We start from the raw sequence: 26363 nt of genomic DNA on the forward strand, positions 1-26363 counted from the left end.
AACGGGCCGACGCCTGCAATGAAATGGTCGATCTGCGTAGCGCGCTCTCCGTGCCGGGCTATTTCAGTCGAGAATGTAGGTGAGGGGATAGGTTAAGCCCTCCTGGGGTATAAACTCGTCATCAATGGCAAGCGGCGAAAAGACCATTGAGGCAACGGCTTGTTCGGCGCTCTCCACAAAACCCTCATGATCGCAATTTGCTTTTATGTTCGTGGCGCTTCCCGCACGCGGCAGGTCGAAAGTGATCACACAATCCCCGTTTTTTCCCTGCTCGGACATGCTTATCGGAAAATAGAGGCTCGGATCTGTGTGAAGCACGGGCAGGCCACTACGCAGTTCTGTCATCTTGGACTCAGGGAGTTTGTCGCGGGCATCGTCGAGCAGGGCCTGGAACAATTTCCGCTCAGCACACCCCAGATTTGGAATCTCCAGGACCTTCCTCGACATGTATCCGGTGTATTGCACGGCGTCCTTTTTCTTCATCCAGACTTTGAGTTTCTTGTGAATCTCTTTTGCTGGCTTGTTTGGTCGTTCGCGGCATTCATCGGCGAAGGCGGACTGCGCTGCCAGCACACACAGGAGGCCGGAAATTGCCAATAACTTTGGTCCCATGACGACGTCCTCAGTGCTTTTCTTCTTATGCGCGACAGATTATCAATGACCGCTTTAAAAACGCTCTCTGACTGAAGTGATGTGCCCCACAGTTTCAGGCCGCGCCCTGTTCGCCGCGCGGTAAGCCTTCAAACGGACCGACGCCTGCAACGAAATGGTCGATCCTGCACTGGCCATCGCGTTGCTGAACGCGGATCACGGTCTGGTTTGTCTGTTTGACCGCCAGCACCTCTTCGACGGACAAACCGGCAAGGCGTCCGACCATCACACGGATGATGAAGCCATGGGCGAAGACGGCGACCGTTGGTTCCGGATTGGAGACGCTGTCCGCGAAAAAGCTGTCGGCACGTTCTTCCAGATCGACAAAGTTTTCGCCATTTGGTGGGCGATAGCCATAGCGGTCGGCTTCCCAGGCGGCCCATTCTTCAGGGCGTTTGACAGCGAGGTCGGCATAAAGCTCACCTGACCAGTCGCCAGAGCTCCACTCTTTCAGCCGGTCATCGAATGTCGGGTTAGCCGCCAATGGCATATGCTGAGAGATAATCTCTGCGGTCTGGCGCACGCGCGATTGCGGCGATGCCCAGATATGCCCGATGCCAAGATCTTTCAGCCAGCGCCCGTTTTCATCGGCATGGCGTTTGCCATTTTCGTTCAGATTGGATTCCCACTGGCCCTGCATCCGCTTTTCCGCATTCCACTCGGTTTCGCCGTGGCGAACGAAATACCAGGTGCGGTCTGGCATGATCTGCATGGTCATATGGTTTCCCCTTGCCGGTTTGTTTTTGCCAGTGCTTAGGCGGATTGGGGACGTTTGTCAGGATGTTTCGCGAAATACCGCTCGGCGTAATAGAGCGCGGCTAAGTGCAAGCAGTTTTCAGGGTGCACATCTTCGTGCTCAAAATACTTTTGCCAACTCCATTCAAACGTTTCGATTTCCTCGTTTTCATCAAGATGTTGTTGGTCTGATTTCTCGACGTTGAAGGCAATATAGTAGTGCACCTTGTTGTTCTGGGTGCCCCAGTTGGCGTAACCTTGGCCAATCTTTACCCATTCCTGAGCTGTGTATCCCGTTTCTTCAAGAAACTCTCGTTTGGCAACGTCTTCTGTATGCTCATCGGCTTCTGCTCTCCCGCTGGGTAGTCCGATCGTGACAGCGTTCGCGCCGTGGCGGTATTCGCGGATCAGAACCACATTGCCTGAGCTCGTCAAACCGATGACGGTGACCCAGTCGGAATATTCCAGAATGTGATAGTCTTCAATCTCCCGTCCATCATCCAATTGCACATGGTCTGTTCGGACAGAAAGCCATGGGTCTTTATAGGTCTGTTTGGATGAGAGAATTTTCCACGGCTTGATCATGTGGCGTTGCAAAGCCTCTTTCTGGTTGTGGCGTGTATGGCTTGGAACGTTTTAAACCGGCCCCGGTTGATAGGCCATGTCTCAACTTCTTTTTCCCGATAGCTTTGGCGATATCATCCGCATTCTGATCAGCGCGCCGCTCATGTATTTTGCGGTGGTGTGCTTCATCCGACTGTCGGGGAAACGCTCAACGTCTCAGATGAACAATTTCGACTGGGTCGTCACCGTGGCGCTTGGTTCCCTGGTCGGCTCCGGCATCATCCTCGCCGATGTGACGATCACCGAAGCGCTACTGGCGATCGGGCTCCTCTTGTTTATGCAATGGTGTCTGACCAGTCTCATCGTTCGCTCGCGCTTTGTGGCAGACCTGGCCAAGGCAGAGCCCCGCCTGCTGGTCGAGAACGGACAGATTCTGAAAAGGGCCGCCTCCAAGGAGCGTATTTCCGAGCGCGAGATCAAGTCTGCGGTACGTGAAGCCGGGCTGATCAGCCTGTCGGATGTTCAATGGGTCATCCTTGAGACCGATGCGAGCCTGACCGTTCTGCCAAAGAAAGATTATTCCCCGCAGAATGACGCGCTTGCCAATGTGAGAGGTTTTTAGGCGAGGGATTGCCTGCAATCCCCTCCATAGTTCCAATCAGACGAAGCAATTATGCTCGCTCTGCCGATTATTCGCTTTTGAAATACCGGCTCAGGAACCGCATCCGCGTCTTCATCAGATGGATTTGCAGGGCTTCGCCGCGGATGCCATGGCGCTGGCCCGGATAGGTCATCACATCAAACAACAGTCCGCGCTGCTGCAGCTCAGCCATTAGCCGGGTCATATTGTCGAAGGTCACATTGTCATCCGCCATGCCATGCATCAGAAGAAGCGGCGGCAGATCGCCCTCCCACTTGTCCAGATGATAGAAGACGGACGACTTCTCATACCCATCCGCATTGTCCTGCGGCGTGTCCATATAGCGCTCGGTATAGAAGGTGTCATAGAGCGACCAGTCTGTGACCGGGGCCCCTGAAGCGGCCGCTGCAAACGTGTCCGGTTCGGCCTGCAACAGCGTCATCAGCGTCATATACCCGCCATAGCTCCAGCCCTGAATGGCGATCCGGTCTGCGTCGACGAAGGACTGTTCTTTCAACCATTCGACACCTTTCAGCTGGTCACGCACCTCCGGTCCGCCGGTCTGGCGATAGATCACGTCTTCGAATGCCTTGCCTCGGTTCCAGGAGCCACGATTGTCGAGCCGGAACACGATATAGCCCTGATGGGTGTAGAAGACGTCCGACAGTTTTTCCCAGTCACGATCAACCGTCTGAACATGCGGTCCGCCATAGACCTCCACAATCACCGGATATTGCTTGTTCGGGTCGAAATCAGGCGGCGTCTGATAGCTGTAATGCAGCGTCTGACCGTCTTCTGCCGTCAGCGTGCCAAAGGTCGGCGTGGTGTGGTTTTCGAGGTAAGGGAAGTAGGGATGGTTTTCATCCAGCCTGTTTTCCTCAATCCACGCGATCAGTTCACCTTCGGCGGTATAGAGCCCGGTCTGAGGCGGCTGTGTCGGCGAAGACGACGTACCGACGAAGGATTTCCCATCCGGGCTCATCGTGATGGCCCATGACTTGCCCGCTTCTGTGATGCGGACGGCTTTGCCGCCATCAACAGGCACCGAGTAAAGATGCTTCTCAAGCGGCGTATCCTTGAAGCCGGTGAAGAAGACCAGACCGTTTTCTTCGTTGCTACCTTCAATCTTCGAGACGACCCATTCGCCCTGAGTGAGTTGTGTAGCCTCGCCGGCTTCTGGGGGCGTGAGCAGAATATGTCGGAAACCAGTGGTTTCATTTGTACGAATAAAGCCGATGCCATTATTGATATAGTCGGAACTCAGATTGACCCATTTATCCTGAACGTCGAGATCGAAGCTGGACGTATCCATAACCTCCAGCTCCGGGTTTCGTGGCTCAATATAGGCGTTGAACACATCAATCTTTGTCTGATCCCGATCCACACGCTGGACGGACAGAATGCGTGCACCTGAATGGACAAAGGTCCAGTTCACACGCGCCAGATACTGGTCCGTTGCCGGTCCCCAGTCTTCGCGTCGCCAGTCAATCTGAACCGTTTCACCTGTCTCGATATTCCGAACGAACAGATCAACAATCGCGTTCGGGCGTCCGGCGCGCGGATAGCGCTGGTCGATGACGGTGGTTTTATCGGCGGCAATGTCAAAGCGCTCGATCACATCGACCGTGCTCTCATCCACTTTGGTGTAGGCGACATAGCTTTCATCCGGGCTCCACCAATAACCGGTATAGCGGCTCATTTCTTCCTGCGCGACGAACTCCGCCACGCCATAGGAGATGGCATTTTCCGGTTCGGCATCGGGGGTGATCTGGGTTTCCTTGCCTGTCGCCAGTTCAATCACGAACAGCGCGCCATCGCGGATAAAGCTGACATAATTGCCGCGCGGTGAGACGCGGGCATCGTATTCAAACGCCTCGGTCTGTGTGAGCTGGCGTACCTCCGACACATCGGTTTTGATGCTCAATGCCACCACATCGCCCAATGCGACCGCCTCTCCTTCTGGTGTCGATACCAGGCGGTTGCGAAATTCCGGTGAGGTCACGGTCTCTTCTGCGGAGTCGAGCACTTTGAGCTGACGTAGCTCACCGCTCTGCCGGTCCAGACTGTGCCCTTCAGCGCCGTATTCGCCGAAAAACACATCACCGAGCTGTTCGGCCAGTGACGCCATTGTCAGACCATGGGTTTCAGCGCCCGGCTTCAGGCCAATCCAGGAGCTGGCGTGCAATGTCACCAGATGCAGATCGCCGCCAATCGGCACAAGAATGGTGTTCGCCGTGCCCCAGTCATAGCTGACAATGCCCTTCTGTCCGGCGATCCGCTTGCGCTCACGTAGCGCCTTTTCCGCTTCGGAGAGCTCAACCTCTTCCGGTTCCAGCAGGGTTGAATCCACCAGTAGGCTCTGCTCACCGGTCGCCACATCAAACTGCCAGAGATCATAGCGCGCGGAATCCTCAGCGCGGGCCTTCAGAAAGGTGACCCGCTGCCCGTCCGGAGAGAATTTCACACCCTTTGCCGTCGGACCGTTCAGGGATGGCGAGGCATAGAGCCGTTCAATGGTCAGCAATTGGCCAGATTCTGATCCAGATGCGCTCTGGGCGGAGGCGGTGTCTGCCATGGCAAGTCCTGTTGATGAGAAGAGAAAGAGGCTGGCGACCAGGCCGGAAAACTTCATTGCGATCCTCAATGGGCACTCAAAATACATGTTGCTCAGGCTTATGACGCTGGTTTTGCTGACGCAAGAGCGTTGCTGACGAATCAAATTGTCATAAAATTTGCGCAAAACTCATTCTGAGAGGCCCGTAAAATTGGTCAGACTATGCTCGTTCTTCGGGCATTTGCCAATTTCCTTCCGGTCAGACGGAATAGTTTGGGCATAAGTCGGGGATTAGGCAGGGCGAGGCATTGTCAGAAAGCCGGGTGTGCCCCCACATTGTGACCATGACTGAAGCGCATTCCCTTTTTGAGACCGCTTTGCGGATTTCGGCCGTCGCTGACAGCGAGGAAGAACGCCAGACTGCGGCGGGTCTCATGAAACAGGCCGCTGACCTGGGCCATGGCCGGGCGGCGGGCGATTATGGAAATATGCTCATGGCAGGACGCGGCGTGTTCCACGACGCAGGCCTTGCCTATCGGTACTGGTCGCTCGGTGCGCTGGAATATGGCGAAGCTGAATGTGCGTTCAAGCTCGGACTGGCCTGCCGCGATGGCGGCGACTTTGCGCCCGATCTTGCCGGCGCACTTGCCTGGTTCATGCTGTCACGTGATCTCGGCATGGATCTGGCGGCGCTGGACGTCGATGCCATTGCCTATGAGATCAATGAGGATCTGCGGGCAGAAGCCTTCCGCCGCTATGACCGTCTGCGCAGCAATTGCACCATTCTTCGCTAGGTCGTACGTCTGAAAATCTCGCAAACAACGCTGCCGCGGCCTAGCTCGCGGCGCTCAGTTCGATTGTGGTCATCATCCAGATCTGCGCCAGCATGATGGCGAGCGTGTTGGTGATGAAGGAAATCACGAAATTCACCAGCGCAAACAGGCCGGAGCGCCAGACCTTGCCGAACGTGCCTGCGCCGGCGGCCCCGCCGCGCATCACCGTCGTGAAGTCGATGGCAAGCAGCGCCACCATGAAGACCGGGCCGATAATGCGCCAGCTCTCGGCCGAAAAAGCGGAAAAGGCCGGCGTGCCGATCAGTGTGAACAGGGTGGACGGGATCAGAGCGACGAAATGCAGACGCAGCCTCAGCGCATAGCCCGTGCCGCGTCCCCAGATGCGCAGTCCCAGCACCGCTAGCACATGCAGCGCCATATAGGTGAGCGGAAAGAAGAAGACGAAATGGTCGAGCAGGCTTTCGACGAATTCCTCATGCGCCATGTGCTCGCTGAACGCATTGGCCGATCCGACCGCCAGATCGACCATGCCATACAGCACCGATTGCTCGCCCGCCCATAAAAAGCGCAGCGCCGTCATGACTGCGAGAATGGAGAAGACCAGCCGCACAGATGGGGTGAACCGTCCGCCCAGCCAGTCCAGAGAGCGGGCCGCGTCAAACACACGCTGCGGCTTGCGCAGTGCAATCCACATGGTTCTGAACCCGCGCAGGCTCAGCCCGAATGCATCTTCAGCAATCTCGTTCAGGCCGATTGGTGTCGGTTTCGGTTTGTCTGTCATGAAAGTCCCATATTGCGCTTCACCCGCCCGCTCAGGATCTTCCGCAGCCCTGAATGGAGCGCGCAAGACTCTTGCCCGACCGGTCTGCGGCTTGAACGCAACTGATGACCGAGCTTGCCTTATGCGCATTTCTACAGAGTTCGATCACGTCGTCAAAGCGCCATTCGTCTGTGTCGCGCCATCTGATATCCCCATTCATCAGGCCATCAAAACATCTGGCTGGCTCTGTTGATGTTTCCTGCTCAAGACACAGATCGGCAATGTCTTCTGCGGGCCAGTCCCTGCTGCCGCCAGGTGTGCGGGCGACCTTGCCCTGAAGCGCTTTTTCGCAGGCCTTCTCATCGATGACCGTTTGCGGCTGCGATGTCGGTGTTGATGGCGTCGGCGGTTCAGCGCCTCCGGTGCTTTCTATCCCCGGCTCACAAGCCGTCAGCAGAAGTGCGCAGAGCAGAAATCCTGCGCCTGTCAGCCGCTTTGTCATGCGTGTCCCCTTTTGCGTGTCCCGTTTCCCCTATAACCTGACAGACAAGCGCCGCGAATAACGAATGACAGTCGCGTGCATATTGAACTTGTGCGGCATTTGCGGCACACACAGCCTTCATTCATCCAGTTCAGCAGAAAGCCCGCTACATGGCCTCTTATCAATACATCTATCAGCTTCAGGGTCTCACCAAGACCTATCCAGGCGGCAAGAAGGTGTTCGAAAACATTCACCTGTCTTTTCTGCCGGATGCGAAGATTGGTGTGGTCGGTGTCAACGGCTCGGGTAAATCGACCCTGCTGCGCATCATGGCGCAGGAAGACAAGGAATTTAACGGTGAAGCCCGCGCAGCGGATGGCACCAAGATTGGCTATCTCCCGCAGGAGCCGCATCTCGACCCGGAAAAGTCTGTCTGGGAAAACGTGATCTCTGAATGCCCGGAAAAAATCCTCTTCGACAAGTTCAATGAGGTCTCCAACAAGATGGCGGAGGAATACTCCGACGAACTGATGGAAGAAATGACGGCGCTGCAGGAACAGATCGATGCTGCCGACGCCTGGGATATCGATTCCAAGATCCGCATGTCGATGGACGCGCTGCGCTGCCCGGATGAAGACGCCGATGTGACCAAGCTGTCAGGGGGTGAAATCCGCCGGATCGCGATTGTCCGCTTGCTGCTCTCCAAGCCAGACATGATCATCATGGACGAACCGACCAACCACCTCGATGCGGAAACGGTCGCCTGGCTTCAGAACTATCTCGTCAACTTCACCGGCTGTGTGATTCTCGTCACCCACGACCGTTACTTCCTTGACCAGGTGACGGGCTGGATTCTCGAACTCGACCGCGGCAAAGGCATTCCATACGAAGGCAACTACTCCTCATGGGTGGAGCAGAAAGCCAAGCGCATGGAACAGGAAGCGCGCGAGGAAGCCTCCCGCAAGCGCACCCTGTCCAAGGAACTCGAATGGGTTCGCGCCGGTGCGAAAGCCCGTCAGGCCAAGTCCAAGGCCCGTATCTCCCGCTATGAGGAAATGGCGAGCAAGGCCGAGCAGGAAAAGGTCATGACGGCGCAGATCCGCATTCCGCCGGGTCCGCGTCTGGGTAATGTCGTGCTCGAAGCTGAAGGCCTGCGCAAAGGCTTTGGCAACAAGCTCCTCATTGAGGATCTGGAATTCAAACTGCCGCCGGGTGGTATTGTCGGTGTCATCGGTCCGAACGGTGCGGGTAAATCCACCCTGTTCAAAATGATCATCGGTCAGGAAGAGCCGGATGCCGGTACGCTGCGCGTCGGCGATACCGTCAAGCTCGGCTATGTCGACCAGTCGCGTGACGCGCTCGATGACAAGGCAACTGTCTGGCAGGAAATCTCCGGCGGTACAGACGTCATCGATCTGGGCGGTGTGGAAGTGAATTCGCGCGCCTATGTCGGTGCGTTCAACTTCAAGGGCTCTGACCAGCAAAAGCCGGTCGGCGTGCTCTCTGGTGGTGAGCGCAACCGCGTCCACCTGGCCAAAATGCTGAAATCCGGCGCCAATTTGCTGCTGCTTGACGAACCGACCAACGACCTCGACGTCGAAACGCTGCAGGCACTTGAGGAAGGTCTCGAAAACTTCCCGGGCTGCGCTGTGGTCATCTCGCACGACCGCTGGTTCCTCGACCGGATGTGTACGCACATTCTCGCCTTTGAAGGCGATTCACACGTCGAATGGTTTGAAGGCGACTTCTCGGCTTACTGGGAAGACAAGAAACGCCGCCTCGGCGCCGAAGCCGTCGAGCCAAAACGTCCAAAATTCAAGAAGTTCTCTCGGGCATAATTCGAAAAAAGGCAGCCAAAGGCTGCCTTTTTTGTTCGTGATCTCGCGGTCAACTTCCACGCATAAAGCGGATGACAGCTCGCACCAATTCTGGTTTCCTGTTTTGGTTGTGATGAGGGGGTTGCGCATGCGTATGCTGGTAATTTTGGGAATGTTGCTGACATTCGTGCGTCCGGTTCTTGCCGAAGAGCTCATGACCATTCGGGACTTTCGGGACGATATGTTGCTTCAACTGCAACAAACGTATCCGGATTTCACGTTCGAGCCGCTCAACGAGACGAGTATCACCTTCAAGACGGACGGCGAGAAAGCTGCGGAAGGGCAGATATTCGTCGACAACTCCTACCAGCTTTACACGGTTGAGCCTGACAATATCGACGTCATAATGGATCGTGTGATTGGGCGTCTTGAGGATGTTCAGCCAGAGGGGCCTTCAGAAAAACTGGATGATGAAGCTTTCTTGGCGGGACTGGTTCTTGTGCTGCGACCGGACACCTACATGGATGCCGCACCAGACTATTCGGATGCTTTGGTGACATGGCCATTTGTGGCGGATCTGGCTCAAACATTGGCTTTTGACAGTCCGGAAACACTCCGCTTCGTGACAGTTGCAGAGCTGGAAGAGAAAGGCATCAGCATCGATCAGGAGCTCTACGAACGTGCAGCAGCCAATATTCGTGTTCGGATGGGTGATGTGTATGAGGACTCTTATGGATCGCTTTCTCTGATATCGACGGAAAATGGTCTCGGCACGAGCTATCCACTTCTTCCTGGCGTTTGCTCTGCGGAAAGCGAAGATCAGGCTTTCTGGGTTATCGATCGTGAGACAATTATTCGAAGTCGATTGGACGAGGGGAGACCAGGGTGGGCGGAAACTGAACTCCGCACGAATGCCTTCAACATCAGGAAATCCGGCTTTGGAATGACGAACAGCATTGCCACTTGCATTGACGGTAAATGGGACAGCATTCCAATTGTCGCCACTGAAAATTGACTGACGTCGGGACGTGAGGCGTTGGCAACAAGGTAAGCGCCAAGCACTATCCGGGACCCAGCCCTCTTTCACCGGAAACTCTCACCACACCGCAGGTTCCAGCGCAGGCTGGAACCCATGCCTGAGCCTTTGAACCGGGCACTTGCCTCACGCTCTGGCATGGATACCAGATCAAGTCTGGTATCGCCGGATTGAAGGGGAAAGCCCCCAAAAACCCACCGCTGTCATCCCGGACCTGATCCGGGATCCAGCGTAAAAACCAAAAACTAATCCCACACCGGCGCAGTGCCCCACATACTGGCACACATGTCAGAGCCCGCATCCAAATCTGTTGATCTGCGCCCCGTTTTCACGGAGATCGCCGCGCGCCTGGCGGGCTTCATGGCCCGGATCGCAGGCTATGCAGAAGATGCTCTGGAGCCGGAGGAAGACCCGGCAAGACGCCCGTCAAACATGATGCTGGGCGCAAAAAATACCCTGATCCTGCAGGTGCGGCGCATGGAATACACGCTGCGATGTTTCATCCTGTGGCTCGCCGCAGAGCTGTTGCAACGCGCAAGAGACGAGCCCGGTTTTGCTGACGGCCTCACCCTGACACCGCGTGTTGCCCGCCCGGCGCACCCGAATGACCCGCCGCCCAACACCTGGATGATTGAACAGGATCAGGCGCTGCGCGATGCCCTGTCAGACCGCGTGCGGCTGAATAGTTTCTCCATCGCGACGCCTTGCCCGAATGACGCGGCGGGTCGCAAGCCGCGTCGCTGGCGCGCGCGTTACAAATATCTGCCAGATGACCGCGAGATTGTGGATGCGGGGGCCGTGCTTGCCCGGCTGGCGCGCCTGCCGAAACTGCTTCAGCGGGCTGATAAAATGGCCGAACGCCTCGCCGCCCGTGTGCTTCATATGGATGGTTCTGGATCCCGGGTCTTCGCCCGGGATGACGATTTCTCTTTGACGCTTCCTTGTCATCCCGGAAGCCCGAACAGCCCTGAGCACGCTCTATGTGAGCCGTCAGGCTCACGAGAGCAAAAAAGAAGCAGCCCTGAGCGCGCTCTATGTGAGCCGTCAGGCTCACGAGAGCAAAAAAGAAGCAGCCCTGAGCGCGCTCTATGTGAGCCGTCAGGCTCACGAGAGCAAAACAAAAGCAGCCCTGAGCCCGCTTCATCGCGAGAGCGCAGCGAAGCGGGAAGCAAAGGATACAGCCCTGAGCGCGCCTCATCGCAAGCCCAAAAAACTCCTATCCCGCAGCTCTATTTCGAGCCGCTGATCCATTGGCTGCCGCCCGATGAGCTCTGGCGAAACTGCGCCGATGAAGCCGAGCGAGACGACCTGAATTCCCTGCATTATCGCGCAAGGTCTGCGCTGGTGGCACTGGGTGTTTTCCCGGAAGCCGAGCCGCCGGACCTGCCCGGTTTCGAGCGCTTCAAGCCGCCCGATCCCCCTCAGATCCGATCATTTGCCTGACACCGCCCCCGCGATACCGCGTGGGGCGATAGTGGCGCATCCTCTCCACCGCAGATACCAGCGAAGGCTGGTATCCATGCCTGAGTTTTCTCAATTGCCTTGTTTTTTGTGTTTGCTCGCACCTGCGCCGCGTCTTCGACTTGGCGGTGCTGCGCCTTCGCCTTGCTCGTGAGGCTGTGTTCCCCAACAGCCCGACCGGGCTGGGCGCAGAGCGGCCGAGCCGCAGGCGAGGAACAAGCCGTGGCTACCCTTATTCTGCCAGCTGAGAGCGGCGCTGAAAGACATAGCTGCCTTCATCAATCGGGCGGCCGGACATATCCGTCGGCGAAGAGAAGACATTCACCGTCAGCTCATCTTCATCGAGTTCGAGATGCAGAAAGCCCCAGTCAGACCCGCGCGAATAGTAATTGGTCAGGCCCGGATTATTGGCGAGCTGATTGGCGTGGAATTTCGGGTGCAGCGGGCGATATTTCGAACCGGCGCCGGACACCAGTGTCGGCAGGACAGGCCGGGCGTCCTCGCCCTCTGCGCCGCAGGCATCGGAATAAACCTCGGTCATGTGATCATCGCCGGAGATATAGACATCGGCATATTCACACAGGCTGTCCATATAGAGCGCGCGCAGGGCATGCGCTTTCTCGAATTTGCTGCCGCCGCCCGACCAGACGGCATGGTGGCCGATCACGACTTTCCAGTGTGCATCAGAGGCGGCGAGGGACTCTTCCAGCCATTCCACCATGCGTTTTTCGTCCGGCGTGGCGGGTTTGACATAGTCATCCCAGCTGTCGAGTTCGCCGGTGCGCACTTCATTGCCTTCGGCGTCCAGATTGTCCTCATACACAGTCGTGGAGGCGAGCAGCATTTCGGTGTCGATCACGAAGATTTCGACAAAGCCTTCCATGCCGGCGGGCACAGCGCTGTAGAAGAAATTCGGCATGGTGAAGTTCGGGTGCGCCTGCAGGTAATCCATCTGCGCGACCGCGGCTTCGCGCGAAAGGTGCCAGTCATGATTGCCCAGCATGGTGTAGATGGTGAAGTTCTCAACGCCTTCGCCGAGCTTGCCATAGGGGCGGTCCAGCATGTCGTGGAACCGGCGGGCATCGGAAATGCCATCCGCGCCGAGCGTCGCCCCATCCGGGTAGATATTGTCGCCGACCATGGCGGCGAAATCGCACCCGATCCGTTTGCAGATTTCATCTGCGCCCTGTGCGACCGGCCACATGCCGCTCGCTTCCATATAGCTGCCAAGAGCGGTTTCAAACACCCATGGCGTCGGGCGGAAGCCCTCCATGCTGCCATTGCGTTCGAGCCATTCCTCGGACATCAGCGTCATGTACTCGCCGATGGTGCGCATCGGCTTGTCGTCGTCTTCAAAGCGCTCATACGCCGGGATGTATCCGGTATCGCCGACGACCACGAATTTGGCAGAGCGCGTTTCGTCTGCTGCGGGCTCCTGCGCGAAACCGGCATGGCTGCAAGCCGCCAGTGTCATGACCGGGAGCAGGGTGAAGAGTGAATTGCGCATGAGAACCGCCCTTTCATGTCTGTGTTTAAAGGGCGGGCTAAAGCGTCTCTGTTACGCTTTTACGACAAATCCGTCGACTTTGCCTGAACGCGATCACGCTCGCGTGAGCTGGTCGGCAGGCGGATAGGTTTGGGGGCTTTTTAGTCGGAAGAAACGAAGATACCAAAGCAGGCTGGTATCCATGCCTATGACGTTTCAGCGGTGGAGCGATGTCAGCGTCCGCTAAAACGGCATTTTGAAGCCGGGGAGCATGCCTTCCAGACCGGAGGTGGCTTCCTTCATCGTGTTCTGGACCGCTTCATCGAGGCGCGCGCGTGCATCGGCATGGGCGGCCTTGATCAGGTCTTCCAGAATTTCCGCATCGTCACCCATCAGGGAGGGATCAATATCCAGACTTTCCAGCTCGCCCTTGCCTTTCAGCGTGACGCGGACCATGCCGCCGCCCGCCACACCATCGGCAGTGACGTTTTCGGCCTTTTCCTGAACTTCCTGCATCTTGGCCTGCATTTCCTGGGCCTGACGCATGATCTTGCCGAGATCCTTCATCGGCGTTCCTTTCTGCGTTCTGTGTCGCTGGAGAAATCAACATGCACGATGTTCTCCGCGTCTTCCTCGTCTTCGTCGCTGCGTGGCACGACATCCAGAACTTCCGCGCCGGGAAAGCTCTGTATGATAGATGCCAGATGTTCATCCTTCATCGCCGCGTCAATACGTTCTCTGCGTTCGCGCTCGCGGCGTTCATAAACGGTTTCGGCATTGGACGGCTCCACTTCGAACCGCCAGTTGACGCCGGTCTCGTCGCTCAGAAACTTCTGCAGGCCGGGGCCGAGCGATGGGGGCGCGTTTGGCGTCAGTTCAAAGCTCATATGCCCGAAGCGGATATCGCCGGGACGCAGAAACCGTTCGGATTCATATTGAAGATCTGCGCGCTTGCGCGCTTCGAGCAGAGCCAGAATGCCTTCAAACGTTGCGGGCTGTCCCATGGAAGTGACGCCCGCATCGTCATTTTTTGACGGAGGGTCTCCGCTGTCCTGCGGGGCTGGCGCACCGCCCATCCTGCCTTCCAGAATGGCTTTGACGGCATCTTCCGGCGGCGGCACATGGGCGGCGGCGGCCATCTGGATGAGCGTCATCTGCAGCGCAGTGGAAGGTTCAGGCGCATAACCGGCGGCTTCAAAGCCTTTCATCAGGATCTGCCAGTAGCGGGTCGCCTGAGCCGGGCTGACTTTTTCGGCAATGGCGCGGGTCATGCGCGACCATTCGGCCGGACCGGTGATCTTGTAGTCATCGCCCAGAACGCGGGCGCGGCTGACCTCTACAGAGAGGTCAATCAGGTCCTTGAAGACGATCATCGGGTCGGCGCCTGCCTGAATCTGGTCGTCCAGTTCAATCAGCGCCTGTTTGTGATCGCCGGAGGCAGCCATGTCGAACAGGGTGAGCAGGCGGGATCGATCGGCCAGTCCCAGCATGTCGCGGATCGTCTCGGCAGGGGTTTCCATGCCGTCTTCGGCGCCGACAATGGCCTGATCGAGAATGGAGAGTGCGTCACGGACCGACCCTTCGGCAGCGCGGGCAATCAGGGCGAGCCCTTCGGGCGACACACGGGCGTCTTCATTGGCGCAGACATTGGCAAGGTGGGCAGAGAGCTGGTCGACATCGAGCCGGCGCAGGTCAAAGCGCTGACAGCGCGACAGCACGGTCACCGGAACTTTCCGGATCTCGGTGGTCGCGAAGATGAACTTCACATGCGCTGGCGGCTCCTCCAGCGTCTTCAGAAGCGCGTTGAAGGCTGACTTTGACAGCATGTGCACTTCGTCGATGATGAAGACTTTATAGCGGGCTGAAACCGGCGTGTAGCGGGCACCATCCAGCAGTTCGCGCATGTCATCAACGCCGGTTCGGGAGGCCGCGTCGAGCTCCAGAACGTCCGGATGTCGGCTCTCGATAATAGCCTGACAATGGCGTCCGGGCGGGTCGAGCTCAATGCTTGGGCCATCGACCGTGTCGGTCTCGTAATTCAGCGCGCGGGCGAGCAGGCGGGCCGTCGTCGTCTTGCCGATACCGCGCACGCCGGTCAGCATGAAGGCATGGGCGATCCGGCCCTTGCGAAACGCATTGGCCAGCGTGGTGACCATGGTTTCCTGGCCGATCAGATCGGCAAAGCTCTGCGGGCGGTATTTGCGCGCCAGGACGAGATAGGAATCCTTTTTCTTCCCGTCACCGGTTTCCGGCGGCGGGGCCGTGTCACCGAACATGGACGGCGTCTGGTCATCCTGCTCGTGTTCGGGCAGGAGGCCTGGATCCTCGTCTTCATCGAAATCATCTGACTCGTTCATGGCGGGCACGTTACAGGGGGTTTGAACGACATGCGAGAGGTGTTTGCGCGATTTTTTGTGTAGGAATGCGAAGGCTGGTTGAGGCCCGGGAAACTTGCCTATCTTTCAGAACGGTGAGACATCTTTGCGTAGCTCATTTCGGGGGAGTTCTATGTTTAAAGTCATTTCAGTCGCCGCCATGATTTTTGCGGCATGTCTGCCTGCGTCCATGGCTCAGGAGGCGGTCGGCCGCGCCATGGTCGACGGCAAAACAGTTATTCTTTTCAGCGATTTTTCCTGGGAATATGAAAGTGCAGGCGATGCCGAATGCCAGGTGATCAGCCGGGAGCTTTCCTTCTGCGGCAGTTCGCTGAAATGGCGCGCCATGCCGAATGACGGCGGCGAGGTTGCCGCAATGTATCGCTATGACGACCGCAATTATGCAATGGTTGTGGTAGAGGATCTCGGCATTGAAGACGGTCTGACAAAAGACTTCATGCGCAAGGCTGTGATCGAGAATGCTGCCAGCGGCGCCGGTGTGCCGGTCAGCGCTGTCACGGTTTTCGAAAATACCGATACCATGTTTGGTGAGTCTGAAGCCGTGTTCGTTGCCTATGGTCTGGCGGTGGACAATTTGCCGATTGTCTATGCCAACACGATCGTCACCAAACCGAACAGCTCCTATCAGCTGATCACATATGCTGTCGGGCGCGAACTGACGGACGAGCAAAAAGTGCTCCATGTCGATTTCATCGACTCGATGCAGTTGAAATAGCGTCGGCAAGCATCCGGATCCGGCTGGTGTGGACCCCTGAATATGACCTAAGAAAGCACGTATGACTGACCTTTTACTTCTGGCCTTTATCTTTCTGATCGCTGCGATTGTGGTGGTGCCAGTCGCAGCCAGATTCGGGCTTGGGTCAGTGCTGGGCTATCTGATTGCGGGTGTCCTGATCAGCCCGCTGCTCGGCTTTCTGCATGTTGATGTGATGGCGATCCAGCATGTGGCGGAATTCGGCGTGGTCATCATGCTGTTCCTGATCGGGCTGGAGCTGGATCCGAAAACGCTCTGGTCGCTGCGGATGCGCATTCTTGGTCTCGGCGGTGGTCAGGTTATTCTGACAACGCTGGTGATCACGATTGCCTGTCTGATGCTGGACATTCGCTGGTCCTACGCGCTGGCGGCGGGTCTGATCCTGTCTCTGTCGTCGACGGCGATTGTGCTTCAGACGCTGAATGAAAAGGGCTGGACGCGCAGCGAAGGCGGGCAGGCCAGTTTCTCGGTCCTGCTGTTTCAGGACATTGCGGTCATCCCGATGCTGGCTTTCATGCCGTTGCTCGCCTCACCGGAGCTTGTGGCGACGATCAGTTCAGCGAACGGCGGCGGTGAAAGCGAACTTGTTGGCGACCATGGCGAGAGCCTCAGTCTCGTCGAAGGGCTGCCAACCTGGCTGGCTCTGATCGTGACCAGCGCAGCCGTCGGAGCGGTCGTGATTGCCGGGCAGTTTCTGGCACGGCCGATTTTCCGCTTCATCGCTGCGACACGCGTTCATGAGCTCTTCACCGCTGTCGCGCTGATGATTGTTGTCGGGATTGCTCTGCTCATGTCGCTGGTTGGTCTCTCGCCAGCACTCGGCACGTTTATCGCGGGCGTCGTCCTCGCCAATAATGAATATCGCCACGAGCTTGAGGCGAATATCGAGCCGTTTCGCGGCCTGCTTCTGGGCCTGTTCTTCATCACGGTCGGCGCGGGCATGGATTTCGGACTTCTGGTGTCCGACTTCCGGAACATCATTGCGGTCACCTTCGGGGTGATGGCGGCCAAAGTGGTTATTCTCTATCTTCTCTGTTTTGCGTTCCGGCCACGCGGCGCGCAGCATTGGCTGGTCGCGCTTGGGCTCTCGCAAATGGGGGAGTTTGGCTTTGTCCTGCTCGCCTTTACCGATGCGCAGGGTATTTTGCCCGATGAGATGTCAGATCATCTCCTTTTGTCGATCACCCTATCCATGCTGATCACGCCGCTCGTCTTCCTGATGTGGGAAAAGCTGATTGCGCCGATCTTCTCCCGCAAACAGGCCGATCGCGAAGCTGACGAGATTGAAGAAACGCACAAGATCATCATTGCCGGGCGCGGCCGGGTCGGCGGCATTGTCGATAATCTGCTCACGGCACTGGGTCATCAGGCGACCGTGATCGACTATAATTCGGGGCATTTGAACATTCTGAAAACCTTCGGGGTTCATGCCTATTATGGGGATGCAACCCGGCCGGATCTGCTGCGCGCAGCCGGCATTGAAGACGCCAGCATTCTGGTCGTGACACTCGACGGCAAGGAACAGATCAACACGCTGGTCAAACATGTGCTGGAAACCTATCCGCATGTGCATATCGTGGCCCGCGCAGTGGATCGCGAACACGTCTATCAGCTCTGGTCGCTGGGCTGCCGCGATATCATCCGTGAAACGTTCGACAGTTCGGTCCGCATTGGCCGCTCGGTTCTGATTGCCATGGGGACGTCGCCGGAAAAAGCGCAGCGCATCAGTGATGCCTTCACAGAGCTCGACAAGAAATCCCTGCGCCGTACCGCTGCGGTCTATGATCTCTTTACGCCGTCTCACAAGAATGACGAGTTCATCCGCGTGGTGCGCGAAATCCGCAATCAGTTCGGACCGGCTCTGAAAGACAAGCTCAGTGACGATCTCAAAGACGATTGAGATGTATCGTGTTTCTTGTGAGGGAATAAGCAGAGACTGGCACGACCCGAGGAAAACTCGTTAGGGCTGCTTCCTTCCGGACCTGACCCGGTTGGCGAGGCACTCGTCCATGCCAGCCTCCAACGGCCTATATCGCGAAGACCGCACCGGTTTGCAAGATGTGAATTGCAATCCTTTTCGACTGCGTGTGCCATTGGGGTGGAGCTGGCGCGCGCAATCATGGCATAGACAGCTGAAAACACGACTCAGGGACGGACACATGCTGACCTCAAACGACATTCCTCTCGCGGCAAAACCTCTGGATCGGGCCGCACATCACCGAACAGATGAGGCCTGGCTGGAGGAAGCGTTTGCTCGTCCGGATGTTCTGGTCTTTCTGATGCGTGATGGTCAGCCTTTGATGGAAGGTGAGGGCGGGCCGTCTCTGTCGGCAGGGGCACGCCTCGATACCAAGCCGCGCAATCTGGTCTGGCTTGGCGCCAATGCCTCGACCTTCATGAAGGATTCCATTCGTCTCTTCATGGGCAAGGACAAGAATGGCACGCCGATCTTTGCGGTTGGTCTGCCGGATGATTTCACCCTGCGTGGCACGTTGCTCGAAGGCGCAGGCAGTTTCGAGGATATGCGCGCAGCCGCAGCGAGCCTATCCCTGTTGGAAGCCAATCTGGTGTCGACCGCGCGCTCCATCACCGAATGGCATCGCAGTCACGCGTTCTGCTCCAAATGCGGCGCGCCATCAGAGCCAACTGAGGCGGGATGGAAGCGGGTGTGTCCGAGCTGCGGAACGGAACATTTCCCGCGCACCGATCCGGTTGCGATCATGCTGCCAATTCTGGGCGATGAGTGTCTGCTCGGACGTTCAGCCGGTTGGCCGCCAGGCTTCTGGTCGTGTCTGGCCGGGTTTGTCGAGCCGGGCGAAACCATTGAGCAGGCGGCTTGCCGCGAAGTGTTTGAAGAAGCAGGCGTCGTCTGTCTGCCGGAAAAGGCTGAATACCTCTTCTGCCAGCCATGGCCGTTTCCATCATCCCTGATGATGGGCATCCATCTGACAGCGGAAAGCCGTGACATCACCATCGATCCGAACGAAATCGAAGAGGCGCGATGGTTCTCGAAGGCGGAGCTGCAAGCCATCATGTCAGGTGACCATCCGGAAGTGTATGCGCCGCCTGAAATGGCGGTGGCGCATTATGTCATGAAAGCCTGGGCCGATAGCTGAGGCATAAAAAAGCCCCGGCAATGCCGGGGCTCTTACGGAAGATTTGCGGGCCGATTAGTTCATGGCACCGAATTTGTAACCGACAGACAGACCGAAGACGTCTGCATCCAGGTCATCAATCTCGTGGCGGGTGTATTCGCCGCGAAGATAGACATTGTTTGCGAATGTGTATTCGCCGCCTGCACCGAATGCGAAGCCTGTGTCATCAGCGCTTTCGGAGAAACCAAGCGCAGATGCTTTCACATCCGCCTGAACCACGCCGACGCGACCAAACACATTCAGATCTGGTGTGACGGGATACTGACCACGCGCATAAAGGCCGAACATGGATTCCAGCTCGGCTTTGACGTTCACGCCAAGCGCTGAGACATTGTCATCATCAACGCCGAACCCGGCTTCGCCTTCAACCGCGAAATATGGGTTGAACTCATAGCCTGCGTGAGCGGTGATTGCGCCGACATCGACATCCAGTCCGTCATCGTCCAGGCTGAGGAAGCTGTAGCCTGCGTCCGCATAAAAGCCTTCTGCATTGGCGACGGGTGCAACAGCCAGCAAAGCTGCAGCGGCAAGCATTTTAATTTTCATTGTGAATTTCCTAAAAACAACACACCTCGAAACTCAGAGGTTGGCTGGAGATATTCTCGGAAAACGTGTTTTCAATGGCGGAAAAATGTAAAAACCTCAGTTGTTTATGAGATTTTAGTCACAAAAAAGTGCGCTTGCACAATAAGGATTGAGACCTCATGAGACACGACTTGAACGCGTGCAGATCTAGTCCGTAAGCAGGTCCGGCCAGTTGGTATTGGCAGAGGCAATAAAGCCGGGTCGGTCTTGGTCCCAATCGCTCTGAACCTTGTCATTATAATTGAGGTAGAGCTTGCCATCGACGATGGACCAGTTTTCGGCGCTGCCCTTCGCTGTGTAACCTTGCGCGACAGCCCAGGCACAATATCCGCCATATTGCGGCGCATAGGTTTCAGGATCTGCGAGAAACAGGTCCAGGTTTTCCTGGCTTGCGAACCGGAATTCAGCGCCCTGATACTCGGTTGAGAAGGCTTTCTTACCCTCCACCGGCTTTCCGTCTGTAAAATAGGCCACCGGATCATGGCCCTGAACCGCCAGATTGGAAAACAGGCCGGTATAGACCGGAGCCTTGTCGGCAAACGCGGCTGGTGACGCTGCGCCCATAAGGAGCGCCATACCAGCGATGGTGAGTATGTGTTTCGGCATGCAAATCTCCCGTCACTTTTGACGGGGCTGGTTTAGCAGAGCGTCAGCGTGTCGGCGAAACACGAGGTGTCACGAATCCGGGATAGGCGTGTGAAGGGCATTCAGTCCGGTTTGCGCGTTGCACGCGGGAACACACCAAGGACCTTGATCTGCGTGCTGAAAAAGCCAAGCTCTTCGAGCGCCAGCTGAACCGGGCGCTCGTCCGGATGGCCTTCGAACTCGGCATAGAATTGCGCCGCCGTGAAAGAGCCGCCGGTGAGATAGCTTTCCAGCTTGGTGACGTTGACGCCGTTGGTCGCAAACCCGCCAAGCCCTTTATATAGCGCCGCGGGCACGTTGCGCACTGTGAAGAAGAGCGAGGTCACACATGGACTACGCACTTCCATCAGATCGTTCGGCTCGGGCCGCATAATCAGAAAGCGTGTTGTGTTGTGATCGGCGTCCTCAATGTTTTCGGCCAGAATATCGAGGCCATAGACATCCGAGGCGAGGGCAGGCGCGATGGCCGCGACAGCAGGGTCGCCAGCTTCCGCAACCTGTCGGGCAGCGCCCGCTGTATCGGCAGCGACCACGGCTTCAATGCCATGTTCGCGCAGGAAGCTTCGGCACTGACCGAGCGCCATGACGTGGGATTTTGCGCGTTTGATGTCTTCCAGCTTTGCGCCAGGCAGCGCCATAAGTTGAAAACGGATACGCAGATAGTGCTCACCAATAATGGAGAGCGTTGTATCGGGCAGAAGATGGTGAATATCTGCAACGCGGCCCGCAATGGTGTTCTCGACGGGGATCATCGCCAGATCACACTGACCATTCTCGACGGCATTGAAAACGTCTTCAAAGGTGCGGTGCGGGATGGCTTCAAGATGTGGAAAGGCTTCCTTACAGGCAATCTCTGAATTGGCGCCGCGTTCACCCTGATAAGCTATCTTTCCAGCCATAATACACCTCGTTTGGACTGGAGGGAGGAAAACCACGCTCCGGCGAAATCAGCAAGTGTTCATGCCCGATCCGACGTCTGCGGAGTATAAATCACAGAAAAATCTGCGTCTCTTCGCCGCGAAACGTGACAGAAGTGCAAACTTCCTTGCTCTGGAATATTGAACATCTGCGCTCTGCGTGCCAGAAGCGCTCAACAAGCTGGACAAGTTGGGATTCGACACCAATGCTGTTTAATAAGATTTCGGGCGCCATTCTGGCAGTCGTCCTCGCGATCATGGCTCTTGCCACGTTCTCGGATGTTGTTTTTGGAAAAGCGCATCATGGTGGCCACCATGAAGACGACGAACATTCACTGAACGAAAAAATCGCTGAGACTTTCTCTTACTACATCGAAGTTTCTGATGGCGGCGAAGGCGCTGCTGAAGAGGAAGAGGTTTTCGACCTGGGCGCCATGCTGGCTGCTGCCGATGTGTCGAAAGGCGAGCGTTCTTTCAAAGCCAAATGCTCTAGCTGCCACACGATTGAAGATGGCGGCGCAAACGGCACCGGTCCAAACCTTCACGACGTTGTTGGCCGTCCGGTCGCAAGCCATGCAGGCTTTGGTTACTCTTCTGCGATGCAGGCACATGCTGCTGAGCGTCCGGAATGGGATTACCAGCACCTGAACGACTTCCTTCTGAATCCAAAAGGCGTTGTTTCCGGCACGGCTATGGCCTTTGCAGGTCTGCGCCGCGATCCTGAGCGTGCAGACGTCATCGCTTACCTCGCATCTGTAAATGCTGCTGCGCCAGCTTTCCCTGAGCCGCTTCCGGAAGAAGCTGAGGGCGAAGAAGAAGGCGAAGCTGCTGAAGGTGAAGAGGGCGCGGAAGCGACTGAAGGCGAAGAAGCAACGGAAGCGGTTGAAGGTGCTGCCGAAGAAACTGGCGAAGCAGTAGAAGATGCGGCCGTCGAAGCCGAGGAAACTGCTGGCGAAGCAGCGGAAGCTGTTGAAGACGCTGCTGGTGAAGCTGAAGAAGCGGTCGAAGAGACAGCTGAGGAAGCTGAAGAAGCAACCGAAGAGTAAGCACTCATCGATCTGAATTTGAAAAGGCGGCCCATTGGGTCGCCTTTTTTTGTTGGGCTCAGTCTGGAGCTGCCATATCCTGGCTCAGTCGCAGAATGATGAATTCTGCAGGCTGAAGTGGCGCAAGTCCCAGTTCAACGACGAGGCGACCGCTTTCAATGTCGCTCTGGGTCATGCTGGTCCCGAGCCCGCAGCGCGCGAAAAAGGCGTCGCCGGGTTTGCTGCCCTGAAGCGCGCCTGATCTGTATAGATCATAGAGAAAGGTTTCGACGCCCGACTGAATGGATCGCCAGAGCGGGGCGGCATTGGGCTCAAAGACTGCCTGTTTCAGAGCCTGTTGCACGCAGGCGCCCGTCCATGAAAGCAGGCGACGTGTCGAGATATAGCGATAGTCATTGGAGTTACCGTCCAGCGTTCTGGCGCCCCAGATCACGCGGCCGCGCCGTTCAAATTCACGAATGGCATTCACGGCATAACCGTCAGATGGTGTGTTGAAATCTGCCTGCATGGCATCTGTGATCTGGTAGGAAAGACCGACCGAGCCTGTGATGGGCAAACTGGCAGGCGGGGCCCATACCCCGCGGCGGGAATCCTGGCGGGCGATGGCACCGGCAACCGCGCCAGATGGCGGCAGATAATGCGTAATATCGGCCATTTGCTTCAGCATGTGCGTGTAGAGCGGCAGAGTTCGGCCCAGCAGAATATGCGTCACGTCTGCGTCTTTGGTCTTCAGGCCGCCGGACTTTGCTATGTCCGCAAGTGCAGCGAGGCAGGCCTTGCGGTCCTTAGCGCTGAGCGCGCCAAGCAAGATGTCAGCATGTTCATACACGAACGTCCCAAAGTGCTTGTGACCATCCGGCGTCAGATTGAGAAAGCTGAAATCGCTGGAACGGTTGGAAGGCGCGATCAGCCAGGGCGCATAGGCCGCTCCGAAGGTCCGGTGAGACATGCCGATGGCCTGACGAAAATCCTCTATCGGATCAGATCGCGTGCTGGCTTTGGCAAAGCCGCCGGGAATATCGAGGAGCGCAAATCGATTGGGTGCGGCGTCACAATCGGCCAGCATGGCCTGTTGAAGCGTGAAGCACTCTGCCTTTGATAGCGCCGCAGCGTCCGGTATGGCGAGCAATGTCGGCGACGCGAGAGATGAATCGTTCAGACGGGTCAGCGCAGCAAGAAGCGCTGTCCGGTCTGGCGAGCTGGTTGTCTCTCCGGCTGACGCGATGATGCAACGCGCGCCGCCATTTTCGAAATACAGGCGGACGGCATCATACAAATAGGTGATTTGCGCCGCTTCCTTGAGCTTCAGCTTCGCTGAAGTCGTACCGGATCGTGCAGACAACAGATTTATATCTGCCAGCTCGAACATGCGCGGCGGGGGATCACCGAAGAGGCGAATGAACTCGCTATAGTTCGTAACGAGCTGCGGCTCTGTGCTGCCCCCGGTGGTATAACCGATGAAAGCGGCAAGAGATGTTTCCAGGCCTGGTACGTTGCCGACCAGGCCGGGAGACAATTCCTCGACATAAACGCCGGGAGCCGAATAGGTCTGGCCTGAAGCCTGACCCACAATGGATGAAATGGTGAGCGCGCCCGACAAAGAGAGCGCGTGTCGCCGTGTGAATTCGTTCGCCGGTCCTGCCAAGGTCCCCTCCGGTCTGATGTCCGTAAACATCAGGGCAAACCGGAGGTCGGATCAAGCGGTCAACCGGGATTTGACCGGATCAGGCGTAGAGTGCTCGTCTGTTAGACGTTGAAGCGGAAGTGCAGAACATCGCCATCCTTGACGATGTATTCCTTGCCCTCTGCCCGCATCTTGCCAGCTTCCTTGGCGCCGTTCTCGCCCTTGTGGGCGATGAAATCCGGATAGGCGATGGTTTCTGCGCGAATGAAGCCTTTTTCAAAGTCGCCGTGGATCACGCCAGCAGCCTGAGGCGCGGTTGCGCCTTCCGGAATGGTCCAGGCGCGGGCTTCTTTCGGGCCAACCGTGAAATAGGTTTGCAGACCCAGCAGGTCGTAGCCAGCGCGGATCACGCGGTTCAGGCCCGGTTCTTCAAGTCCCAGCGTTTCGAGGAATTCAGCCTGTTCTTCCTCGTCCAGCATGGCGATCTCGCTCTCGATCTTGGCGGAGATCACGACAACGGGTGAGCCTTCAGCCTCTGCATGCTTCTTGACCACGTCCGAAAATTCATTGCCTTCGCCAGCGGAGTCTTCATCGACGTTGGCGATGTAGAAAACCGGCTTGGCGGTCAGCAGCTGAAGCATTTTCCAGGCTTTGGCCGAATCCTTCGGCACATCTGCATTGCGGGCAGGTTTGCCGGCATTGAGCTGCTCGAGCGCAAGGTCCACCATGGCGAGCGCTTCCTTGGCGTCTTTGTCGCCGCCGCTCTTGGCTTTTTTCTCAAGGTTGGTGCGGCGCTTTTCGAGGCTTTCGAGGTCGGCCAGCATCAGCTCCGTCTCGACGACTTCATAGTCGGCCAGCGGATCAATCTTGCCGGATACGTGCGTGATGTCGTCGTCTTCAAAGCAACGCAGAACATAGGCGACGGCGTCGGTTTCGCGGATATTGGCCAGGAACTGGTTGCCGAGGCCTTCGCCCTGAGAGGCGCCTTTGACCAGACCGGCAATATCGACAAAGTTCATGCGTGTCGGAATGATTTCCTTGGAGCCAGCGATTGCGGCCAGGTTTTTCAGGCGCGGTTCCGGTACGGCGACGTCACCGACATTCGGTTCAATCGTGCAGAATGGGTAGTTCTCGGCCTGCGCAGCTGCCGTCTTGGTCAGCGCGTTGAAGAGCGTGGACTTGCCGACATTTGGCAGACCAACGATTCCGCATTTAAAGCCCATGGGCACATATCCTCTTAAAGCAGCCGCTCACATAGCAAATTTAGCGCATCTGACCAGCCTTGAGCACGGCTCTGTTGCGTTCAGCGTGCAGATTTCTGCCGCTGCGTGTGGGGAGAGACCGTTTGGCGCGTTTGCAATCGCGTCAATTCAGGCCATAGGTCGCGGCAGGGCATGAAAGAAAGAGGCCGTCATGGCGAACGCATCCACGAAAACCTATTTCGCGACCAGCATTCACGAGATTGGCATTGTCGATCCGGTCAAGGAAGCTGACCTGATGGATGAACTGAAAGCCGGTGTCTTCATGTTGTCCGAAGAGGATGAAGCGGGCATCGCCTGGTGCGAAAGCCAGGGCTATCTGGGCTATACGTCCTATGCCTCGCTGAATGATCTGCCGATGCGCATTCCGGCCTTCGCCGAGCTCGAAAAACGACTGGTGAAAGCAGCCAATGCGCATGCCAGAGCGCTGGGTTTCGAGATGGGCTCGCACAAGCTTTCCATGGACAGTTACTGGGTAAACCTGCTGGACCCGGGCGCCGGGCATTCCGGACATATCCATCCGAACAGCATTCTGTCCGGGACCTTCTATCTGGACCTGCCGGAAGGTGCATCAGCCATCCGGTTTGAAGACCCGCGTCTGCCTTTTATGATGAACTCACCGCCGCTACGCAGCGATGTTGCCGATGATGAGAAACGCTTCATCTATTTCCAGCCGGAGATTGGTCAGGCGCTGTTCTGGGAAAGCTGGCTGCGCCATGAGGTGATGGTGAATATGGCCGATGATCCCAGGCTTTCGATCAGCTTTAATCTGAGCTGATCCGAATTTCCGGATGCGCCTTTAGCGCCGCAGAGAGATCTTTGCGGCGTTTTTGTTTTGGATCGCACCGTTTCCGAGACTTCGTCTCCGTGGGGCTGCGTCTGCGCTTTGCTTGTGGGTTTGTTTTGAGCTCACACGGATGCGCTGTCGTGCATGGCTCTGATCGGCAGGCTTCGCCCGTTGCCGGGTCGCGCTCGGTCACTGGGAACCGATAAGGGGGGTGCG

General features: G+C 57.0%; 24 protein-coding genes and 1 other RNA gene. 10 read left to right on the forward strand and 15 right to left on the reverse strand.

Annotation, left to right across the window (positions count from 1 at the left end):
* Window positions 1-63: 63 nt before the first annotated feature.
* From ACFQDM_RS11280 to ACFQDM_RS11290, 3 genes are all read right to left on the reverse strand, one after another.
* The gene (locus tag ACFQDM_RS11280; RefSeq protein WP_377379076.1) at window positions 64-612 is read right to left on the reverse strand and encodes an energy transducer TonB; all 549 of its coding nucleotides are present in this window, start codon (window positions 610-612) and stop codon (window positions 64-66) included.
* A 94-nt stretch (window positions 613-706) separates the two neighbouring features.
* Window positions 707-1369, reverse strand: coding sequence for a histidine phosphatase family protein (locus tag ACFQDM_RS11285; RefSeq protein WP_377379078.1), 663 nt, complete (start codon window positions 1367-1369; stop codon window positions 707-709).
* A 35-nt stretch (window positions 1370-1404) separates the two neighbouring features.
* The gene (locus ACFQDM_RS11290; RefSeq protein ID WP_377379080.1) at window positions 1405-1971 is read right to left on the reverse strand and encodes an NUDIX hydrolase; all 567 of its coding nucleotides are present in this window, start codon (window positions 1969-1971) and stop codon (window positions 1405-1407) included.
* A 76-nt stretch (window positions 1972-2047) separates the two neighbouring features.
* On the opposite strand from ACFQDM_RS11290, the gene ACFQDM_RS11295 reads away from it, so the two are divergent.
* Complete coding sequence (locus ACFQDM_RS11295) at window positions 2048-2572, forward strand: DUF421 domain-containing protein (protein WP_377379081.1); 525 nt, start codon at window positions 2048-2050, stop codon at window positions 2570-2572.
* 67 nt (window positions 2573-2639) lie between these two features.
* On the opposite strand, the gene ACFQDM_RS11300 is transcribed toward ACFQDM_RS11295, so the two are convergent.
* Window positions 2640-5222, reverse strand: a complete 2583-nt coding sequence (locus ACFQDM_RS11300; protein WP_377379083.1) for a S9 family peptidase — start codon at window positions 5220-5222, stop codon at window positions 2640-2642.
* Window positions 5223-5488: 266 nt separating this feature from the next.
* Here ACFQDM_RS11300 and ACFQDM_RS11305 point away from each other — a divergent pair, with 266 nt between their 5' ends.
* Entirely contained in the window at window positions 5489-5938 is a 450-nt protein-coding gene (locus tag ACFQDM_RS11305; protein ID WP_377379085.1) for a hypothetical protein, read from the forward strand.
* Between the two features lie 40 nt (window positions 5939-5978).
* Here ACFQDM_RS11305 and ACFQDM_RS11310 read toward each other — a convergent pair whose 3' ends face one another.
* Both ACFQDM_RS11310 and ACFQDM_RS11315 read right to left on the reverse strand, forming a co-directional pair.
* The gene (locus ACFQDM_RS11310; RefSeq protein WP_377379086.1) at window positions 5979-6719 is read right to left on the reverse strand and encodes a hypothetical protein; all 741 of its coding nucleotides are present in this window, start codon (window positions 6717-6719) and stop codon (window positions 5979-5981) included.
* 31 nt (window positions 6720-6750) lie between these two features.
* Window positions 6751-7200 (reverse strand): hypothetical protein, encoded by a 450-nt coding sequence (locus ACFQDM_RS11315; RefSeq protein ID WP_377379088.1) that lies wholly within the window; start codon window positions 7198-7200, stop codon window positions 6751-6753.
* A 149-nt stretch (window positions 7201-7349) separates the two neighbouring features.
* Here ACFQDM_RS11315 and ettA point away from each other — a divergent pair, with 149 nt between their 5' ends.
* From ettA to ACFQDM_RS11330, 3 genes are all read left to right on the forward strand, one after another.
* Window positions 7350-9017 (forward strand): energy-dependent translational throttle protein EttA, encoded by a 1668-nt coding sequence (ettA, locus tag ACFQDM_RS11320; protein WP_377379090.1) that lies wholly within the window; start codon window positions 7350-7352, stop codon window positions 9015-9017.
* A gap of 127 nt (window positions 9018-9144) precedes the next feature.
* Window positions 9145-10011, forward strand: coding sequence for a hypothetical protein (locus tag ACFQDM_RS11325; protein ID WP_377379092.1), 867 nt, complete (start codon window positions 9145-9147; stop codon window positions 10009-10011).
* Window positions 10012-10317: 306 nt separating this feature from the next.
* The gene (locus ACFQDM_RS11330) at window positions 10318-11475 is read left to right on the forward strand and encodes a hypothetical protein (protein WP_377379094.1); all 1158 of its coding nucleotides are present in this window, start codon (window positions 10318-10320) and stop codon (window positions 11473-11475) included.
* A 250-nt stretch (window positions 11476-11725) separates the two neighbouring features.
* Here the strand turns inward: ACFQDM_RS11330 and ACFQDM_RS11335 are convergent, their stop codons facing one another.
* From ACFQDM_RS11335 to ACFQDM_RS11345, 3 genes are all read right to left on the reverse strand, one after another.
* Complete coding sequence (locus ACFQDM_RS11335) at window positions 11726-13000, reverse strand: metallophosphoesterase (protein WP_377379096.1); 1275 nt, start codon at window positions 12998-13000, stop codon at window positions 11726-11728.
* A 222-nt stretch (window positions 13001-13222) separates the two neighbouring features.
* Window positions 13223-13546, reverse strand: coding sequence for a YbaB/EbfC family nucleoid-associated protein (locus tag ACFQDM_RS11340; protein ID WP_377379098.1), 324 nt, complete (start codon window positions 13544-13546; stop codon window positions 13223-13225).
* Window positions 13543-15255, reverse strand: coding sequence for a DNA polymerase III subunit gamma/tau (locus ACFQDM_RS11345; RefSeq protein WP_449301483.1), 1713 nt, complete (start codon window positions 15253-15255; stop codon window positions 13543-13545). The genes ACFQDM_RS11340 and ACFQDM_RS11345 overlap by 4 nt, the downstream gene beginning before the upstream one ends.
* 232 nt (window positions 15256-15487) lie before the next feature.
* Between ACFQDM_RS11345 and ACFQDM_RS11350 the strand changes: the two genes are divergently transcribed.
* Entirely contained in the window at window positions 15488-16090 is a 603-nt protein-coding gene (locus ACFQDM_RS11350; RefSeq protein ID WP_377379102.1) for a hypothetical protein, read from the forward strand.
* A 61-nt stretch (window positions 16091-16151) separates the two neighbouring features.
* The gene (locus tag ACFQDM_RS11355) at window positions 16152-18029 is read left to right on the forward strand and encodes a cation:proton antiporter domain-containing protein (RefSeq protein WP_377379103.1); all 1878 of its coding nucleotides are present in this window, start codon (window positions 16152-16154) and stop codon (window positions 18027-18029) included.
* Window positions 18030-18056: 27 nt separating this feature from the next.
* On the opposite strand, the gene ffs is transcribed toward ACFQDM_RS11355, so the two are convergent.
* Window positions 18057-18151, reverse strand: an RNA gene (ffs, locus tag ACFQDM_RS11360) — signal recognition particle sRNA small type.
* Window positions 18152-18288: 137 nt separating this feature from the next.
* Between ffs and nudC the strand changes: the two genes are divergently transcribed.
* Complete coding sequence (nudC, locus tag ACFQDM_RS11365; protein WP_377379105.1) at window positions 18289-19245, forward strand: NAD(+) diphosphatase; 957 nt, start codon at window positions 18289-18291, stop codon at window positions 19243-19245.
* Between the two features lie 54 nt (window positions 19246-19299).
* On the opposite strand, the gene ACFQDM_RS11370 is transcribed toward nudC, so the two are convergent.
* The 3 genes from ACFQDM_RS11370 to ACFQDM_RS11380 all read right to left on the reverse strand — a co-directional run bounded on the left by ACFQDM_RS11370 (window position 19300) and on the right by ACFQDM_RS11380 (window position 21413).
* Window positions 19300-19830, reverse strand: coding sequence for a porin family protein (locus tag ACFQDM_RS11370; protein ID WP_377379106.1), 531 nt, complete (start codon window positions 19828-19830; stop codon window positions 19300-19302).
* A 186-nt stretch (window positions 19831-20016) separates the two neighbouring features.
* A complete protein-coding gene (locus ACFQDM_RS11375) occupies window positions 20017-20445 on the reverse strand; it encodes a YHS domain-containing (seleno)protein (RefSeq protein WP_377379135.1) in 429 nt (142 codons plus the stop codon).
* A gap of 131 nt (window positions 20446-20576) precedes the next feature.
* Window positions 20577-21413, reverse strand: coding sequence for a prephenate dehydratase (locus tag ACFQDM_RS11380; RefSeq protein WP_377379108.1), 837 nt, complete (start codon window positions 21411-21413; stop codon window positions 20577-20579).
* Window positions 21414-21637: 224 nt separating this feature from the next.
* Between ACFQDM_RS11380 and ACFQDM_RS11385 the strand changes: the two genes are divergently transcribed.
* Entirely contained in the window at window positions 21638-22477 is an 840-nt protein-coding gene (locus ACFQDM_RS11385) for a c-type cytochrome (protein ID WP_377379110.1), read from the forward strand.
* 58 nt (window positions 22478-22535) lie between these two features.
* Here ACFQDM_RS11385 and ACFQDM_RS11390 read toward each other — a convergent pair whose 3' ends face one another.
* Entirely contained in the window at window positions 22536-24122 is a 1587-nt protein-coding gene (locus tag ACFQDM_RS11390) for a phage tail sheath family protein (RefSeq protein ID WP_377379112.1), read from the reverse strand.
* 101 nt (window positions 24123-24223) lie between these two features.
* Window positions 24224-25324, reverse strand: coding sequence for a redox-regulated ATPase YchF (gene ychF / locus ACFQDM_RS11395; protein WP_377379113.1), 1101 nt, complete (start codon window positions 25322-25324; stop codon window positions 24224-24226).
* A gap of 190 nt (window positions 25325-25514) precedes the next feature.
* On the opposite strand from ychF, the gene ACFQDM_RS11400 reads away from it, so the two are divergent.
* On the forward strand, window positions 25515-26138 hold the full coding sequence (locus ACFQDM_RS11400; RefSeq protein WP_377379115.1) for a TIGR02466 family protein: 624 nt from the start codon (window positions 25515-25517) through the stop codon (window positions 26136-26138).
* Window positions 26139-26363 lie beyond the last annotated feature (225 nt).

This window comes from Ponticaulis profundi (assembly GCF_042659465.1).
GTDB lineage: Bacteria > Pseudomonadota > Alphaproteobacteria > Caulobacterales > Hyphomonadaceae > Ponticaulis > Ponticaulis profundi.